At 72.6% G+C, this 14,269-nt stretch carries 11 protein-coding genes; 6 read left to right on the top strand and 5 right to left on the bottom strand.

Annotated features, from left to right (window positions below):
* Positions 1-51 precede the first annotated feature (51 nt).
* Together gluQRS and ACZ5AJ_RS14930 are read left to right on the top strand one after the other, a co-directional pair.
* Positions 52-1,011 carry a tRNA glutamyl-Q(34) synthetase GluQRS gene (gene gluQRS, locus ACZ5AJ_RS14935; RefSeq protein ID WP_464135830.1) on the top strand — a complete coding sequence of 320 codons (960 nt, stop codon included), beginning with the start codon at positions 52-54 and terminating at the stop codon, positions 1,009-1,011.
* Between the two features lie 142 nt (positions 1,012-1,153).
* Complete coding sequence (locus ACZ5AJ_RS14930; RefSeq protein WP_464135829.1) at positions 1,154-4,612, top strand: YhgE/Pip family protein; 3,459 nt, start codon at positions 1,154-1,156, stop codon at positions 4,610-4,612.
* 12 nt (positions 4,613-4,624) lie between these two features.
* Here the strand turns inward: ACZ5AJ_RS14930 and ACZ5AJ_RS14925 are convergent, their stop codons facing one another.
* Positions 4,625-5,470 carry a maleylpyruvate isomerase family mycothiol-dependent enzyme gene (locus ACZ5AJ_RS14925; RefSeq protein WP_464135828.1) on the bottom strand — a complete coding sequence of 282 codons (846 nt, stop codon included), beginning with the start codon at positions 5,468-5,470 and terminating at the stop codon, positions 4,625-4,627.
* A 227-nt stretch (positions 5,471-5,697) separates the two neighbouring features.
* Here ACZ5AJ_RS14925 and ACZ5AJ_RS14920 point away from each other — a divergent pair, with 227 nt between their 5' ends.
* Positions 5,698-7,059 (top strand): alpha/beta hydrolase, encoded by a 1,362-nt coding sequence (locus ACZ5AJ_RS14920; protein WP_464135827.1) that lies wholly within the window; start codon positions 5,698-5,700, stop codon positions 7,057-7,059.
* Positions 7,060-7,062: 3 nt separating this feature from the next.
* Here ACZ5AJ_RS14920 and ACZ5AJ_RS14915 read toward each other — a convergent pair whose 3' ends face one another.
* From ACZ5AJ_RS14915 to ACZ5AJ_RS14905, 3 genes are read right to left on the bottom strand one after another with little or no spacing between them, the layout of a single operon-like run.
* Positions 7,063-7,848, bottom strand: coding sequence for a class I SAM-dependent methyltransferase (locus ACZ5AJ_RS14915; protein ID WP_464135826.1), 786 nt, complete (start codon positions 7,846-7,848; stop codon positions 7,063-7,065).
* 22 nt (positions 7,849-7,870) lie between these two features.
* Positions 7,871-8,218, bottom strand: a complete 348-nt coding sequence (locus tag ACZ5AJ_RS14910; protein ID WP_464135825.1) for a cupin domain-containing protein — start codon at positions 8,216-8,218, stop codon at positions 7,871-7,873.
* A gap of 49 nt (positions 8,219-8,267) precedes the next feature.
* Entirely contained in the window at positions 8,268-9,860 is a 1,593-nt protein-coding gene (locus ACZ5AJ_RS14905; RefSeq protein WP_464135824.1) for a UDP-glucose dehydrogenase family protein, read from the bottom strand.
* Positions 9,861-10,115: 255 nt separating this feature from the next.
* Here ACZ5AJ_RS14905 and ACZ5AJ_RS14900 point away from each other — a divergent pair, with 255 nt between their 5' ends.
* From ACZ5AJ_RS14900 to ACZ5AJ_RS14890, 3 genes are read left to right on the top strand one after another with little or no spacing between them, the layout of a single operon-like run.
* Positions 10,116-10,469, top strand: coding sequence for a hypothetical protein (locus ACZ5AJ_RS14900; protein ID WP_464135823.1), 354 nt, complete (start codon positions 10,116-10,118; stop codon positions 10,467-10,469).
* A 24-nt stretch (positions 10,470-10,493) separates the two neighbouring features.
* A complete protein-coding gene (locus ACZ5AJ_RS14895; RefSeq protein ID WP_464135822.1) occupies positions 10,494-11,162 on the top strand; it encodes an ABC transporter ATP-binding protein in 669 nt (222 codons plus the stop codon).
* Complete coding sequence (locus tag ACZ5AJ_RS14890; RefSeq protein ID WP_464135821.1) at positions 11,159-13,333, top strand: hypothetical protein; 2,175 nt, start codon at positions 11,159-11,161, stop codon at positions 13,331-13,333. The genes ACZ5AJ_RS14895 and ACZ5AJ_RS14890 overlap by 4 nt, the downstream gene beginning before the upstream one ends.
* A gap of 34 nt (positions 13,334-13,367) precedes the next feature.
* Here the strand turns inward: ACZ5AJ_RS14890 and ACZ5AJ_RS14885 are convergent, their stop codons facing one another.
* Positions 13,368-14,240: a VOC family protein gene (locus ACZ5AJ_RS14885; RefSeq protein ID WP_464138783.1), complete on the bottom strand. Its 873-nt coding sequence runs from the start codon at positions 14,238-14,240 to the stop codon at positions 13,368-13,370.
* Between the last annotated feature and the right edge of the window lie 29 nt (positions 14,241-14,269).

Here is a 14,269-nt window from a genome sequence, read left to right as displayed (position 1 = left end):
CACCAGCATCGCGCCGCCCCTCGCATGCCCCGTCCTCCCTAGACTGCAGGCATGCCCGACGCATTCCCCTCGCCCGCCCCGTCGAGCACAGACCCGGACCCCGGTGCCGACGTCGGCGCCGGACGCTACGCCCCCTCCCCCAGCGGGGATCTGCACCTGGGGAACCTGCGCACCGCGATCCTCGCCTGGGTGCTCGCGCGGCGCAGCGGACGCGCCTTCCGTCTGCGCATCGAGGACCTCGATCGGGTCCGCGAGGGCGCTGAGCAGCGCCAGCTCGAGGATCTCGCAGCGCTCGGCATCGACTGGGACGGCGAGGTCGTGCGGCAGTCGGAGCGCGCGGACGCCCACACCGCGGCGATCGAACGGCTGCAGGGCGCGGGCCTCGTCTACGAGTGCTACTGCACCCGACGGGAGATCCTCGAGGCGCCGAGCGCTCCCCACGCCCCGCCCGGCGCCTACCCGGGGACCTGCCGCGACCTCGACGAGGACGCCCGTGCGGCCGGGCGCGAGCGCATGCGGGAGCTCCGTCGCGAGCCGGCCCTGCGGCTGCGGGCGGACACCACCTCCTGGAGCATCCGGGACCTGTGGGCCGGGGAGGTCACGGCCGCGGTCGACGACCTGGTGCTCCGCCGCGGGGACGGGGTCGTGGCCTACAACCTCGCCGTCGTCGTGGACGACGCCGCGGCCGGAGTCGACCAGGTGACCCGCGCGGACGACCTGCTGACCTCCGCGCCCCGGCAGGCGCACCTCGCGCACCTGCTGGGACTGCCGCAGCCGATGTATGCGCACGTGCCGCTCGCGGTCAGCACCGCGGGGGCGCGACTGGCCAAGCGCGACGGGGCGGTGACGCTGCGGGACCGGCTCGCGCGCGGGGAGAGCGCGGCGGACGTCGTCGGCCGGATCGGCGACTCCCTGGGCCTTCCGGACTGCCGCACCGCCTCCGATGTCCTCGAGCGCTGGGATCCGCAGTCGCTGCCGCGCGAGCCCTGGGTGGTGGACCTGCCGGCATGAGGAGAGCGGAGACCGTCGGACGCTCGGATCGAGCACGGCGGATGTGACCCTGACTACCGCCGAGTAACCATTCGACGTTCCGCGCGCCACTCCGCCTGGGCGACCCGCGACAAACTCGATACACGGCTGTATCGTCTCCCGCGTGAAGCGAACCTCCCCTGCGCTCCGTACCGTCCTGGACCTGCTGCCCTCCGAGTGGAAGAAGCCCATCGCGGCACTCTTCGTCGTCGGCCTGGCACTGGTCCCGCTCATCTACTCCGGCAACATGACCTGGTCCTTCCGCGACCCCAGCGGACAGCTCGACCAGGTCACCGCGGCCGTCGTCAACCTCGACGAGGGGGCGGAGTCCACCTCCGTGGACGGCAGCACGCGGCAGCTGGACGTCGGCGACGACTTCGTGGAGACGCTGCTCGACCTGGACGAGAGCACCGTCTACACCTTCGTCGAGACCACGCCGGAGCAGGCGGAGGACGGTCTGGCCGACGGCACCTACGGGGCGACGGTGGAGATCCCGGCGAACTTCTCGGAGCGCATCGCGTCGCTCGGCGGCGATGCGGAGGACGCCGCCTCGACGATGGTCACCTTCACCACCAACGACTCCATCAACTATGTCGGCGGGAACTTCACCAAGTCCGTCGGCACCGCGCTCACCGACGCGCTGCGCGCGAACGTCCAGGAGGACTACCTGGACAACGTCTACGTCGGCTTCACGACGATCCATGACGGCGTGGTCGAGGCGGCCGACGGCGCCGGACAGCTCGCCGACGGCGCGAGCGACCTCAAGGACGGCACGGAGGAGCTGGTCGACGGCACCTCCGAGCTCGCCGACGGGACCGGGGAGCTGGCCGACGGGAGCGCCACCCTCGCCAGCGGCGCCACAGACCTGCACAGCGGCTCCCTGGACCTCGTCGTCGGCCTCGACCAGCTCCTCTCGGGCGGGGTGACCCTGCAGGACGGCGTCGCGACGCTCGACGACGGCGCGCAGTCCCTCTCGAGCGGGCTCGGCACGATCGCGGCGAGCAGCTCCGAGCTGCGCTCCGGGGCCTCGGACCTCGCCGACGGCAACCGCCAGATCGCCGACGGCGCCTCGACCCTGGCCGACGGCGCCCAGCAGGTCGCCGACGGGACGCAGACCCTCGACTCGACCGTCTCCGACGTGCAGGCCGATCTCGACGAGGCCGGAGTGAGCCCCGAGAGCGTCCAGCAGACCAGCGACGACCTCGTGGCCGCGATCGACGATCTGGAGCAGATCGCCGACGACATCTCGGCGGCCCTCGAGTCCTCCTCCTCCGCCGCGACCTCCCTCTCCGAGGCGGCGACGGCGCTGGACGAGAAGGCGACCGACGTCGACTCGGCCGCACAGGACCTCGCCCAGGCGACCTCCGATCGCGCGGACGACGCGACGACGGTCTCCGAGGGCGCGTCGTCGATCTCCGACCAGGTCGGCGCGCTCGACACCGCGACCCAGGACGCCTCCGATGCGGCGAGCACCGCCTCGGAGAGCGCCTCGGCGTCCTCCTCGCAGGTCGACACCTACACGCAGACCCTCGACGACCTCGCCTCCCGCTGCGCGGACTCCGGGGCCGACGACGCCTTCTGCGAGGAGCTCTCCTCGCTCTCCTCGACCTCGCAGACCACCCGGGATCAGGCCTCGCAGGCCGCGACCGACGCCGACGGCGCGGACACCGCCGCCTCCGACGCCGCCGCGCAGTCCGCCGACATCGCCGGGACCGCCGAGGACGTCGTCGACGCGTCCGGCCGCATCGGCGACTACCTCGACGGGGCTGCGACCACCGCCTCGTCCCTCGCCGACGGGACCTCGACGGTCGCCGACGCCACCGGGAGCCTCGCCGAGGACGCGACCTCGCTGGAGGATGGCGTCTCCAGCGCCCTGGACACCGCCCGGCAGGCGTCCGACGGATCGGGCTCGGGCGCGACCGCCGCGGGCGGGACGGGCACGGCCGACGGCTCCTCCGCCGCCGACCTCGCCGACGAGCTGGCGGAGCAGGCCCGCGCGGCCGCCTCCGCGCTCCCCGACCTCTACTCCGCGCTCGAGGACGGCGCGGACTCGATCTCGCAGCTGAACGACGGCGCCCAGCAGGTGGCCGACGGCGCACGGACCCTCGCGGACTCCACCGAGCAGGCCGCAGACGGCGCCGAGACGCTCTCCGCGGGCGTCGACGAGTACACCGGCGGCGTCGGCTCCGCGAAGACGGGCGCCGAGCAGCTCGCCGACGGCACCGCCCAGCTCCGCGACGGATCGGGCACCCTCCTGACCGGTCTCGCCTCGGCCGACGACGGGGCCCGGCAGCTCGCCGACGGCTCCGGGGAGCTGGCGGACGGGGCCGACGACCTCGCCGAGGGCGCCGCCCAGGCCGACGACGGCGCCCAGCAGCTCGCCGAGGGCGCGACCGAGCTGGACGAGGGCGCCGGGGAGCTCTCCGACGGTGCCGACGAGCTCGCCGGCAGCCTGTCCGACTCCGTGGACGACATCCCCTCGTACTCCGACTCCGAGCGGGAGACCCTCGCGGATGCGGCCTCCGATCCTGTCGCCTTCGACTTCCAGCGCGCCAACGAGCTTGAACGCTTCGGCGAGGGCCTGGCCCCGCTGTTCCTGGCGATCAGCCTGTGGGTCGGCGGCATGGCGATCTTCCTGATGATGCCGCCGTTCTCCCGCAAGGCCGCCGAGAACGGCGCCGGTCCGCTGAAGCTGCTGGCGGGGGGTCTGCTGCCCGCTTTCGCGCTCGGCGTCGTGCAGTCCGCGATCGCGGTCGCCGCGCTGCACTGGGCGGTCGGCATCGCCGCCGACGACCTGCTGCTGCTCTTCGGACTCTCGGCTCTCACGAGCCTGGTCTTCGTCTCGTTGAACCACGGCTTCGGAGCAGTCTTCGGTCCGGTCGGCAAGTTCGTCGCCCTGGTGCTGGTGGCCCTGCAGATCTCCGGAGCGGGCGGCACCTACCCGGTGCAGACCCTCCCGCAGTTCTTCCAGGACATCCATATCTTCCTGCCCATGACCCACGCGGTCGACGCCTTCCGCGGCGCCATCGGCGGCGGCTGGGTGGATCCGGCCGATGATCTGCTCTGGTTGAGCGGATGGCTGGCCCTGGGTCTCGCCCTGGGCTTCGCCGGCGCGGTCCTCGAGCGCAAGCGGGCCCAGGCGGACCTCGCGAGCGTCGCCGCCGCCGCAGGAGCGGGCGGTGCGGGTGCTGCCGGTGCAGGCGCTGCCGGTGCAGGCGCCGCCGGTGCTGATGCTGGTGCGGCTGCTGCGGGAGCTGCAGTGCGCGCCGCCTCGGACGACGAGCCGGTCGTCTCGGCCTGGGTGACCTCGGACGCCGATGGACGCTCCGACCAGGATGACGACGGCGCGGACGGCGATGAGGACAGCGGGGCCGACGACGGGGAGGCGCCGCAGCACGACGGGGAGGCGCCGCACGGCGAGGGCACGGCGTCGGGAGCGGGCGAGGATCCGTCGGCGCAGGCCGATGACTCCTCGGCGCAGACCGACGAGCCCGAGGAGGCCGACGATCCTGCTGAGGCGGAGGAGAGGACTCCCGCCGAGCCGGCGTCGGCACCCGAGTCGACCGAGGACCCCCGCTCCTGACCGGCCGCTGACCTACTGCAGCCCCTGCTCGAGCAGCTCGGCGACGGCCGACAGTGCGAGGGAGTCGCCTTCGAGGGCGACCTGCTCGGCACCGGTAGCGAGGCGCTCGAGCGCGGCGGCACGGCCCCAGGCCCACAGGCAGAGGGCGAGCGCGCTGCCGCTGACCACCGCTCGGGGCAGGGCTGCCGCGGCGCCCTCCTGAGGGCCGTCGGGCAGGACGCGGGTGAGCACGAGGGCGTAGGGCGTGCCGTCGGAGGCGCGGGCACCGGTGGCGCGGGTGATCTCCACGGTGCGGGCGGTGCCGCCGGCCGGGGCGAGCTCGAGCACGGCGAGCTCCTCCCGGTGGGCGGTCTCCGGGGTCCAGTGGCCGACCGCGGCCCACATGACGTCGATGCAGTGGTCCAGCCCTGCGGCGGCGACGTCGGCCGCGATGGGTGAGACCTCGCTGCCGACGGTGAGCTCGGCGTCCACCCGATGGATCGTGGCCTCCTGGACCTGCATGCGGCGGGTGAAGCCGACGGTCCGGTCAGGCGGGAACCAGGACCAGGCGGGCTCGTCGTCCGCGCGGGACTCCAGCTGCTCGACGAGCCCTGCGGTCGCGGTGCGACGTCGTCCGAGGATCTCCGCGAGGGACTCGGGCCGGGGCGCGGCGGCGGCCTCGACAGCTTCGGCGTCCTCGTCGTCGGTCGCCCGGGAGGCGAGGATCGCGGACCAGAACTCATGCACCTCGGTGAGGTGCCACAGCAGGTCGCGGGCGGTCCAGCCGGGGCAGGTGGGGACGGGGGCGGCAGCATCGGCGTCGGCCAGCAGGCGTGCGAGCGCGTCGGCCTCGGTGCGGATCTGCGTCGTCGCGGACATGCCGTCGATCTTGTCACCGACCTCCCGCGGCGGCAAGGGGATGGCGTGCGCGGCGCTCCGACGGCGCACTAGGGGCGTCGCGCGGCGAGCGCGGAGCGGAGAGGCGCGGGCGTCGGGCGGCGGGCGTCGGGCGGCGGGCGTCGGACGTCGGGCGTCGGGCTCAGATGTGCCGAAGATCCTCCGATCGAGGAGGGACGCCGGACCTGCTGCGATGAAAGAGTGGACCCATGAGCTCGACCCTCAGGACCTCCTCCCCCGCGTCCGCTCCGTCCCCCGCCGCCGCTCCGTCGCCCGCCGGCTCCCCTGCACCGGCCGTGCAGAAGGTCATCGACGGCGAATGGACCGTCGAGCGCCTGCGGGAGCATCTCGCGCAGGTCGGCACCCCGCTGATCTCGGCGGCCGGCACCCGCCAGTGCGACGTCACCTTCGTGGTGGAGGACCCGCGCGCCGCGGTCGGCGACGGCGCGGCCGGCGGAGACCCGAGCGGCGGCGCGAGCGGTGACGCGGCCGACGAGTCGGCCGATGCCCCGATCCTGCTGCGCACCCTGATCGACCGCTCGCTGCCCGATGACCTGCGGATGCAGCGCATCGAGGGGACCGGCATCCATCATCTGACGCTGCGTCTGCCCTCCGTGCTGCGCTTCGCCTACTGGTTCCAGAGGGCGTCGTCGGACGGCGGTCCCGGGGCCGGCCCGCGCGGCGGAGGCGAGCTCCTGCCCGATCCGCACAACGGCCGCGGGATCCGCGGGGGCGGGGCGGCGTCGTCGGCCGTCGCGGTGCTGCCGGCGGCCCAGCCCCTGCCGTTCCTCGAGTCCGCGCTGCGCCGCGAGCCCTCGCCCCTCGAGGAGCTGCGCGTGCCCAGCGCCGTCCTCGGCGCCGAGCGCCGCGTGTGGGTGTCGCTCCCGACGGGGGTCGCCGATGCCGCGGCCGCGCGCGCGACGGTCGAGCCGCTGCCGGTGGTGATCGTCTTCGACGGGGGCGAGGACCACACCGCTCCCGCGGTGCGCGACGAGCTGGTCGAGGCGGCGCTCGTGCGACCGGCAGTCGTCGTCCTCGTCGACCAGGAGGAGCGTCGCGCGCTGGACCTCACGGGGTCGACCCGCTTCGCCCGCTTCCTGGCGGACGAGCTCATGCCGCTGCTGCGCGAGCGCTACGGCGTCTCCCCCTACCCCGAGGACACGGTGCTCTCGGGCTCGAGCTTCGGCGGGCTGTGCGCGGGATGGACGGCGCTGAACCGTCCGGAGGTGTTCGGTGCGGCGATCCTGCAGTCGCCCTCGTGCTGGCACCATCCGGATCTGCCCGGTCCGGGCGAGGACATGCCGCTCGCCGTCACCACCCCGACGCCGACGCTGATCCGCGCCTTCCAGCGCGACGCCCCCGCCCGGATCCGTCTGTTCCACGAGGTCGGGAACCTCGAGTTCGGTCCGCCGCCGGCGAAGGTCTGGCAGGTGCTGGGCAACCGGTGGCTGCACGACATCCTGGTCGAGAAGGGGTACGAGACCCACTACCGCGAGTACGCGGGCGGGCACGATCCCGCCTGGTGGCGGGGCACCTGGGCCGACGGTCTGCGCTGGACGCTGCCCGCCTGAGCCTCAGCCGGGTCTGACCGCGATCAGGGCCACGCCGGCGAGGCTGCGCCGGTGCTCGGCGAACACGCGCCGCATCCGCAGCACCCGGTCGCGGGCCTCGGCATCGCGGGCGAGGCTGCGGGCGAAGCGGGCGGCTCCGGCGAGCCCCTCGTCGGCGACGATCCGGCGCGGCTGCAGCAGCGCCATCGGCGCCTGCTCCACATGCTCGACCTCGAGGCCGTGCGCCGCCAGCAGCGCGGACCACTCGGCGATCGTCAGGGGCCGGGCGTTGACGCGGATCGCCCGCGCCAGGGCCAGACGGATCTCCTCCTTCGTGCCCTCGGCGATATGGTCGGGCACCAGGCCCAGCTCATGGATCGCATAGCGGCCGCCCGGGCGGAGCACCCGTGCGGCCTCGGCGACGATCGCCGCCTTCGCCCGCTCGCCCTGCATCGTCAGCATCGCCTCGCCGATCACGACGTCGGCGCTCGCATCGGGCAGCCCCGTGGCCGCCGCGTCGGCCTGGCGGACCTCACCGCGGTCCCCGACCACGCGCTGCACCAGCCGGACCGCCTCCGGATCCCGCTCGACGCCGATGTACCCGGCGGGGCGGGCGCGGAGGATGTCCGCGGCGGTGCGACCCAGCCCGGGGGCGAGCTCGACGACGTCGGCGCCCTCGAGCTCGGCGGCCCGCAGCATCGCCCGGCTCAGGGCCAGGCCCCCGGGTCGCAGGACCCTCTTGCCGAGGCGGGCGAGCAGCCAGTGCCCCTGCATCGTGCCGGCGTCGCGCCCGTCCTGCGGGAGTGCCATGGTCTCCTCCGGTCCCATGGCGTCATCCGATCTCTCGGGCGGCGGTGATCAGCACGAGAGCGTCCTCGGTCGCGACCAGGGCATGGTCCCGCTGCGGGATCACCACATGCTGTCCGGCGGTCAGCTCCCAGCTGTCCTCCCCGGCGACCAGCCGCGCGGACCCCTCGATCACCTGCAGCATCGCCTCCCCGGGGTTCTCGTGCTCGTCGAGCATGCGGCCCTCGCGCAGGAACAGCAGCATCTGGATGAGGCGGGCGTCCTCGGATCCGTGGAAGGTGTGCATGGCGCGGCCGTCGGCCCCGAGGGTCGCCCGTTCGCGGAGCGCGTCCCCGAGCGCGCTCAGGGTGGACACGGTGCTCGCGTGGCTCATTCGCCCTCCTCGGCGGTCCCGTGCACGACCCCTCCGGTCGCGCACGGGATCAATTCTGCGACGCGCTCCGCGCGGAATGCGCGAGCCTTTGGTCCCTGGACACCCCGCTGGGCGCGTCGTCGGGCGCGTCGTCGGGTCCGACGGGCGGGCGCGAGCCCCGGCCGAGCGCACGGAGATCCCATCCGGCGCGGGTCCAGCGGACGCGGTCCAGGACGCCGCGGCCGTCGATCATGCGGGGCGCCGCGACCAGCGCCATGGCCTCCACGGGGTCGAGCGCGCGATACTCGCGCCACTCGGTGAGCAGGATCGTCAGCTCCGCGCCCGCGAGCGCCTCCTCGGGATGCTCGACGGCCCGCAGCATCGGTACGGCCCGACGGGCGGCCGGCGCGGCGACCGGGTCGGCGACGACGACGTCCGCCCCCGCCGACATCAGCCGCGCGGCCACGGCGAGCGCCGGGGAGTCCCGCACGTCATCGCTGTCGGGCTTGAAGGCGGCTCCGAGCAGGGCGATCCGCCGACCGGCGAGCTCGCCCAGCATCTCCCGGGCGAGCTCGACCACGCGGCCGCGCCGACGCTCGTTGACGGCGTCCACCTCCCGCAGCATCGCGAGGGACCTCCCGACGCCGAGGTCCTCGGCCCGCGCCATGAACGCCCGCACGTCCTTGGGCAGGCAGCCGCCGCCGAAGCCGACACCGGCGCGCAGGAAGTCCGGGCCGATCCGAGGATCGAGCCCGAGGGCCCGGGAGACGTCGGCGACGTCGGCCCCTGCGGCCTCGCACACCTCGGAGACGGCGTTGATGAAGGAGATCTTCGTGGCCAGGAACGCGTTGGCGGAGACCTTCACGAGCTCCGCCGCCTCCCACCCCATGACCAGGCGCGGCGTGCCTGCCGCGAGGATCGGCGCATAGACGGCGTCGAGCATCCGCACGGCGGCGTCGACGGCATCAGCGGCATCAACGGCATCAGCGGCATCAACGGCGGGGTCGTCGGCGTCACCGGCTTCGGAGCCGGGCGCTCCGTGACCGGCGTCCGCCATCCCGTGCTGGACGTCCGGCATCCCGTGCTGGGCCACCCCGTAGACGAGCCGGTCCGGCTGCAGGGTGTCGTGCACGGCGCGGCCCTCGCGCAGGAACTCCGGGTTCCACACCAGGTGCACCCCGGGCACGGACTCGAGCCGCGCCGACAGCCGACGGGCGGTGCCGACCGGCACCGTCGACTTCCCGACGACCAGCACCGGTCCGTCGGACCGCGCCGGCGCACCGGCATCCCGACGGGCGAGCAGGGCGTCGGCGAGAGCGTCGACGGCGGCGAGGAGCTGACGCAGATCCGCACCGAAGCCGTCCTCCCGCTGCGGGGTGCCGAGCGCGAGGAAGTGCACGTCGGCGTCGGCCAGGTCGGCGACCGAGGTCGTGAAGCGCAGGCGCCCGGCATCGATCCCTCGACGCAGGAGCTCCTCGAAGCCGGGCTCGTGGAAGGGCGCGCGCCCCGCCTCCAGGGCGGCGACGCGCTCGGCGTCGACGTCGAGGCCGACGACGTCGTGGCCGATCTCCGCCATGCTCGCCGCGTGCACCGCCCCGAGGTATCCGACCCCGGTCACCGAGACCCTCATGCCGTCGCCCTCCGTGCCTGCCGCACCGTCCATGGGCTTCACGCTCGCCCGCCGGGATGGCCGGCGGATGACCGGATGATGGAGGCCGGGGAAGAGGGTGATGAGCGCTCGGGTCCGCCGACCCTCGACGGCGCCGTCCGCGGTGGCTGCGGCTCATCGCAGGGCATCTCGCCCAACTCGGGTAAGAGGCTCCGCCTGAGCGCCAGCTGAGTGCTAGCTTTGCTTCTGCTGGCCATTCACATCCAGCGGTGGACGGAGCCGTCCACCTCGCTCCTGAGGATTCGAGGAATGATGGGGACCATACTCGAACGACTTGGAGGGGCAGCACTCATCGTGGGGCTCGCCTTTGTCCCACTCTCTGCGGAGGCAGCACGCGGCCTGTACAGCTGGCAGGGAGGTGACTACTCATACGATTACAGCTCGTCACACAAGATTCAGATCCACGATGGGGAGGACGATGGGCACGCAGTCCGAGTTGAGTACAAGATGACGACGAACGGCAAGTCCCGGCATCTGTACAACTACAACGGCGTGAACTCCAACAAGTACGAGTCGCTCAGCACCTACCCGCGGGCGCACCGCGCCATCGAGATTCTGAGCAATCGGCCGGACGCGTATGGCACCTGGAAATACCCCAGCTGACCAACAATCTCATAGGAGACGTCATTGATCGAGCCCAGCGTGCTCTGCGAGAACGCCATGGTGACGTTCGGGGAAGTGCTCGCGCTTCCCCGAACGTCGCTTCACGCGGCCCGTGGATCATCCGTCGCCATCATGGGCCCCAGCGGTTCCGGGAAGTCCACGCTTCTGGCCTGCATTCAGGGCCTCGAGAAGCCCACATCGGGGACCGTGCGCGTACTCGGTCAGGACCAGCGCACTTCTTCTGCACGAGCCAGATCGGACCTGCGAAGGCGGCGGATGGGCCTCATCCAGCAGAGTCCGGACCTTCTCGAGGAGTTCTCCACGGTCGAGAACGTCGCCTTCCCGCTCCTCTTCGACGGCATGAAGAGATCTTCTGCCCTGGCACTCGCGGTGGAAGCGCTGCAGGGTGTAGGGATGGCTCACTGCGCGGAGGCGGACGTCAGAACGCTGTCCGGCGGCGAAGCGCAACGGATCGCAGTTGCCCGCGCGCTCGTCCGCCCGGATGCGGATCTCATCGTCGCCGACGAACCGACAGCTTCCCTCGACGTCGAGAATGCGCGCAGAGTGACCGAGCTGCTTCTCAGGGAGGCGGGCCGGCACTCGGCGACAGTCCTGCTCGCCACCCATGACCCGGCGGTCGCTGCGCTCTGCGACCGCACCTGCTTCCTCACGCGAGAGCATGGCACAGCATGAGGACCGTCCTCCGCTTCAGCGCGGCCGTCGCCTTCTCCCGTGACCGGCGGCAACGGTGGCGTCAGGTCTGTCTCCTGACCGCGAGCTTCATCGCCACCTCTGCCGTCCTCGTGGCAGTTGCTCTGATCGCGCTGTCCTGCACCAGTCCGCTCCGCGCCGGCGCCCTGCTCGGAGTCCCCACCGCAGCCGTCGGGGACGGGTACCCGGGAATGTCTCCCGAGGGCGCTGTCGCAGCGGTCGTGGATCGTGGCACGCTGGCCATGGGGCGACAGGTGCCGACCGTCTGGATCGAGCCCATGCCCGGGCATGAGGACGACCCTGCGGCGGTACCGCCCGGCCTGGACGAGCTGCCGGGCCCCAGCGAGGCGGTCCTGTCCCCCGCATTGGTCGAGGCGGGATACACCGCGGAGGACCTCGGGTGGCACAGTTCCGCCGCCGGTTCCGGGACGAACGGGGCCATCGGCGATGAAGGGCTCGCAGCGCCCTCCGAACCGCTTATCTTCGTGCGGCCCGCAGCGGGGAGCGAACTGGGCGAGGGCGGAGCGGTGACGTACATCGCAACCTACGCAGAGAGCGATCCGAACGCGATCTATGGCGGCCATTCGTACGACCCTGAAGTGGTGGCCGTGAGCATGATGGCACCCGGCGTCGCAGTCTTCCTCGTCGTGCCGAGCTTCGTGCTGCTCGTCTCGAGTTCCCGGGCACGATCGCTGGTCCGCGATGAGCGCCTACGATTCCTTCACGCCATCGGCGTGCGTGCCCGGACAGCGCGTGCAGCCATGGGCTGCGAGACCGGTCTGCTGGCTATGAGCGGCGCGCTGATCGCCGTGCTCGTCCACGCACTCCTCGGCCGCCACCTGACAGCCATCCCCGCGACGTCCATTCGGCTGTTTCCTGGAGATCTCATGCTGTCGTGGTGGGTGTACCTGCTTGCGGTCGCGATGGCCGTCGGATGCGCTTTCCTCTGCGGGGCGCTCGGCCGGCGCCTCCCGCGTCCCCGGAGTCGTCGGCCACGAGTTGGCAGTGTCATCGCGACGGCCGGCCTCGCCGCCGCCGTGCTGACTGTGATCGCGTCGGCGACCTCGTGGATCTCCCCCTCCGTCGCGAGCACGGTGTTCGTCGGCGGGACCATCGGGGTGATCGCCCTCCTACCCCTTGCAGTGCCCGCGCTCTCTGCTGCGGCCGCCTCCTCGATGGGCACCGCCCGCAGTCCCGTCCTCTGGGCCGCCGCCCGTCGGCTGCGGCACGATGCCGTGCATCTCTCCCGCGTCGCCTCTGTGCTCGGCGTGCTCATCGTCGTCGCGAGCTTCGCCGTAGCGCTCTGGGGATCCTCTGCGGCCGCTCAGGCTGAAGGATCGCCCTCGCACAGTCCCCGTACCGTCTCCGTCAGCTGGCGAGGGGACCCGGCAGGTGGGCTCGAAGAGGCACGGAGCGCCTTCTCCGAGGAGGGAAGGGATGTGCTTGTCGTCTCGGCCATTGCACAGGACGACACCGATGGACCGATGCCTCATCTCATCGATGTGGACGACTGCGCGAGCTTCGTCGAGTTCTTCCGCGGAGACAGCGCGGACCTCTGCGCACCGGGGAACGAGGGTGAGCTCTCGGACTTTGCCGAGGCGAACACCGGGATGCGGATTCCCGACGAGACCAGCCGGCTCGCACCGGATGACGGGCTCGGCGACGACGTCCTGATCTTCTCCAGCGGCCCGCTTCCCACGCAGGACGTCCAACGCATTCTCGGGTTCCTGCCTGCGCTGAACATCGATCTGCCCGCCTCGGACATCACCGCCCCCCTCCCGATCGTGCAGTGGCTCGTGGCAGGGGCGCTGGTCGCCTTCGTCATCCTCGCCCTGGCGATCGTCCGTGAGATCGGCGACCGGAGTGTCGAGGACTCAGATCGCGACATGCTGCACCAGCGCCTCGGGCTCTCCTTGCGCACGTCGGAGCGACTGGCCTGGACGGTCCTGCTCATCCCGCTCGCCGTCTCCACCGTGACGGCATTCCTGTGCTCGGTCGTCATCTCCTACGCCGGCGAGGTGCTGCAGATCGCGAAGGGCGACCCTCTGCGGCTCCTCCTCGTCGCGGCGATCTCACTCGCGCTCCCCATCGGTGCGATCCTGCTGGCTGTCCCGGCGCGGCGAGCGACGGCCACTGTCAGGGGCGGAAGATAGCTCCGACGCGGACATCGGCGAGTCCGCCGCGCCGTCAGCGCGCGAGGAGCTCCTCGGTTCCGGTGCCGGGGAGGCTGACGGTGACGGGCGTGCCCCAGGGGTCGCGCACGCGCACGGAGCGGCCGTCGTCCGCATGCTCGAGCCCCGCGCCGCGCAGGCGGCCGACGAGCGCATCGAGGTCCTCGCGGGCGGGCAGGGTGATGGCGACGTCGGCGAGGCCGAGGCTGGTCGCACGGGGCCCCGCACCGCGGCTGTTCCACGTGTTCATGGCGACGTGATGGTGGTATCCGCCGGCGGAGGCGAACAGGGCCGACGGATGCGATCCGACGGTTGTCTCGAAGCCGAGGGTGTCGATGTAGAACCTCCGCGCGGCGTCGACGTCGCCGACCTGGAGATGGACGTGGCCGACGATGCCGGGGCGGGCGCCGGGGTCCGTCGCGGTCTCCTCGGTCAGATGCTCGGAGAGGTAGGCGTTCGGATCGAGGTAGAGGGTGTCCATGGCGACCTGGCCGTCCTTCCACTGCCAGCTGTCGCGGGGACGGTCGCGGTACAGCTCGATGCCGTTGCCCTCGGGGTCGGTGAAGTAGAACGCCTCGGAGACCAGGTGGTCGCCGGTGCCCGCGAACCGCGAGCGGGGATCCTGGGCGGCGCGCAGCACGGTGCCGGCGAGGGCGGCCTCGTCCTCGAAGAGGAACGCCGTGTGGAACAGGCCCGCCTGGCGGGGGTCGACCGCAGGCAGGCCCGGGGTGGCGATCAGGCGCACGAAGGGGACGCCGCCGCGCCCGAGGACCCGATGGACCTCGCCGTTCGCGCGCGCCCTCTCCTCGATCGGTGCGAGGGCCAGGGCGCTCTCGTAGTAGGAGCTCATGAGCTCGAGATCGCCGACGCGCAGGGTGACGGCATCCATGGCGAGGTCGGCGGAGAGATGCTGGCCGT

The organism is Brachybacterium zhongshanense, assembly GCF_055385755.1.
This window is presented reverse-complemented; position numbering and strand designations above follow the sequence as displayed.

Bases quoted from the DNA above. Each gene is read 5' to 3' on its own strand.
- gluQRS (WP_464135830.1), top strand. From the start codon at position 52: ATGCCCGACGCATTCCCCTCGCCCGCCCCGTCGAGCACAGACCCGGAC.
- ACZ5AJ_RS14925 (WP_464135828.1), bottom strand. From the start codon at position 5,470: ATGTCCGCGACGACGCAGATCCGCACCGAGGCCGACGCGCTCGCACGC.
- ACZ5AJ_RS14920 (WP_464135827.1), top strand. From the start codon at position 5,698: ATGAGCTCGACCCTCAGGACCTCCTCCCCCGCGTCCGCTCCGTCCCCC.
- ACZ5AJ_RS14915 (WP_464135826.1), bottom strand. From the start codon at position 7,848: ATGGCACTCCCGCAGGACGGGCGCGACGCCGGCACGATGCAGGGGCAC.
- ACZ5AJ_RS14910 (WP_464135825.1), bottom strand. From the start codon at position 8,218: ATGAGCCACGCGAGCACCGTGTCCACCCTGAGCGCGCTCGGGGACGCG.
- ACZ5AJ_RS14905 (WP_464135824.1), bottom strand. From the start codon at position 9,860: ATGGACGGTGCGGCAGGCACGGAGGGCGACGGCATGAGGGTCTCGGTG.
- ACZ5AJ_RS14900 (WP_464135823.1), top strand. From the start codon at position 10,116: ATGATGGGGACCATACTCGAACGACTTGGAGGGGCAGCACTCATCGTG.
- ACZ5AJ_RS14890 (WP_464135821.1), top strand. From the start codon at position 11,159: ATGAGGACCGTCCTCCGCTTCAGCGCGGCCGTCGCCTTCTCCCGTGAC.
- ACZ5AJ_RS14885 (WP_464138783.1), bottom strand. From the start codon at position 14,240: ATGGATGCCGTCACCCTGCGCGTCGGCGATCTCGAGCTCATGAGCTCC.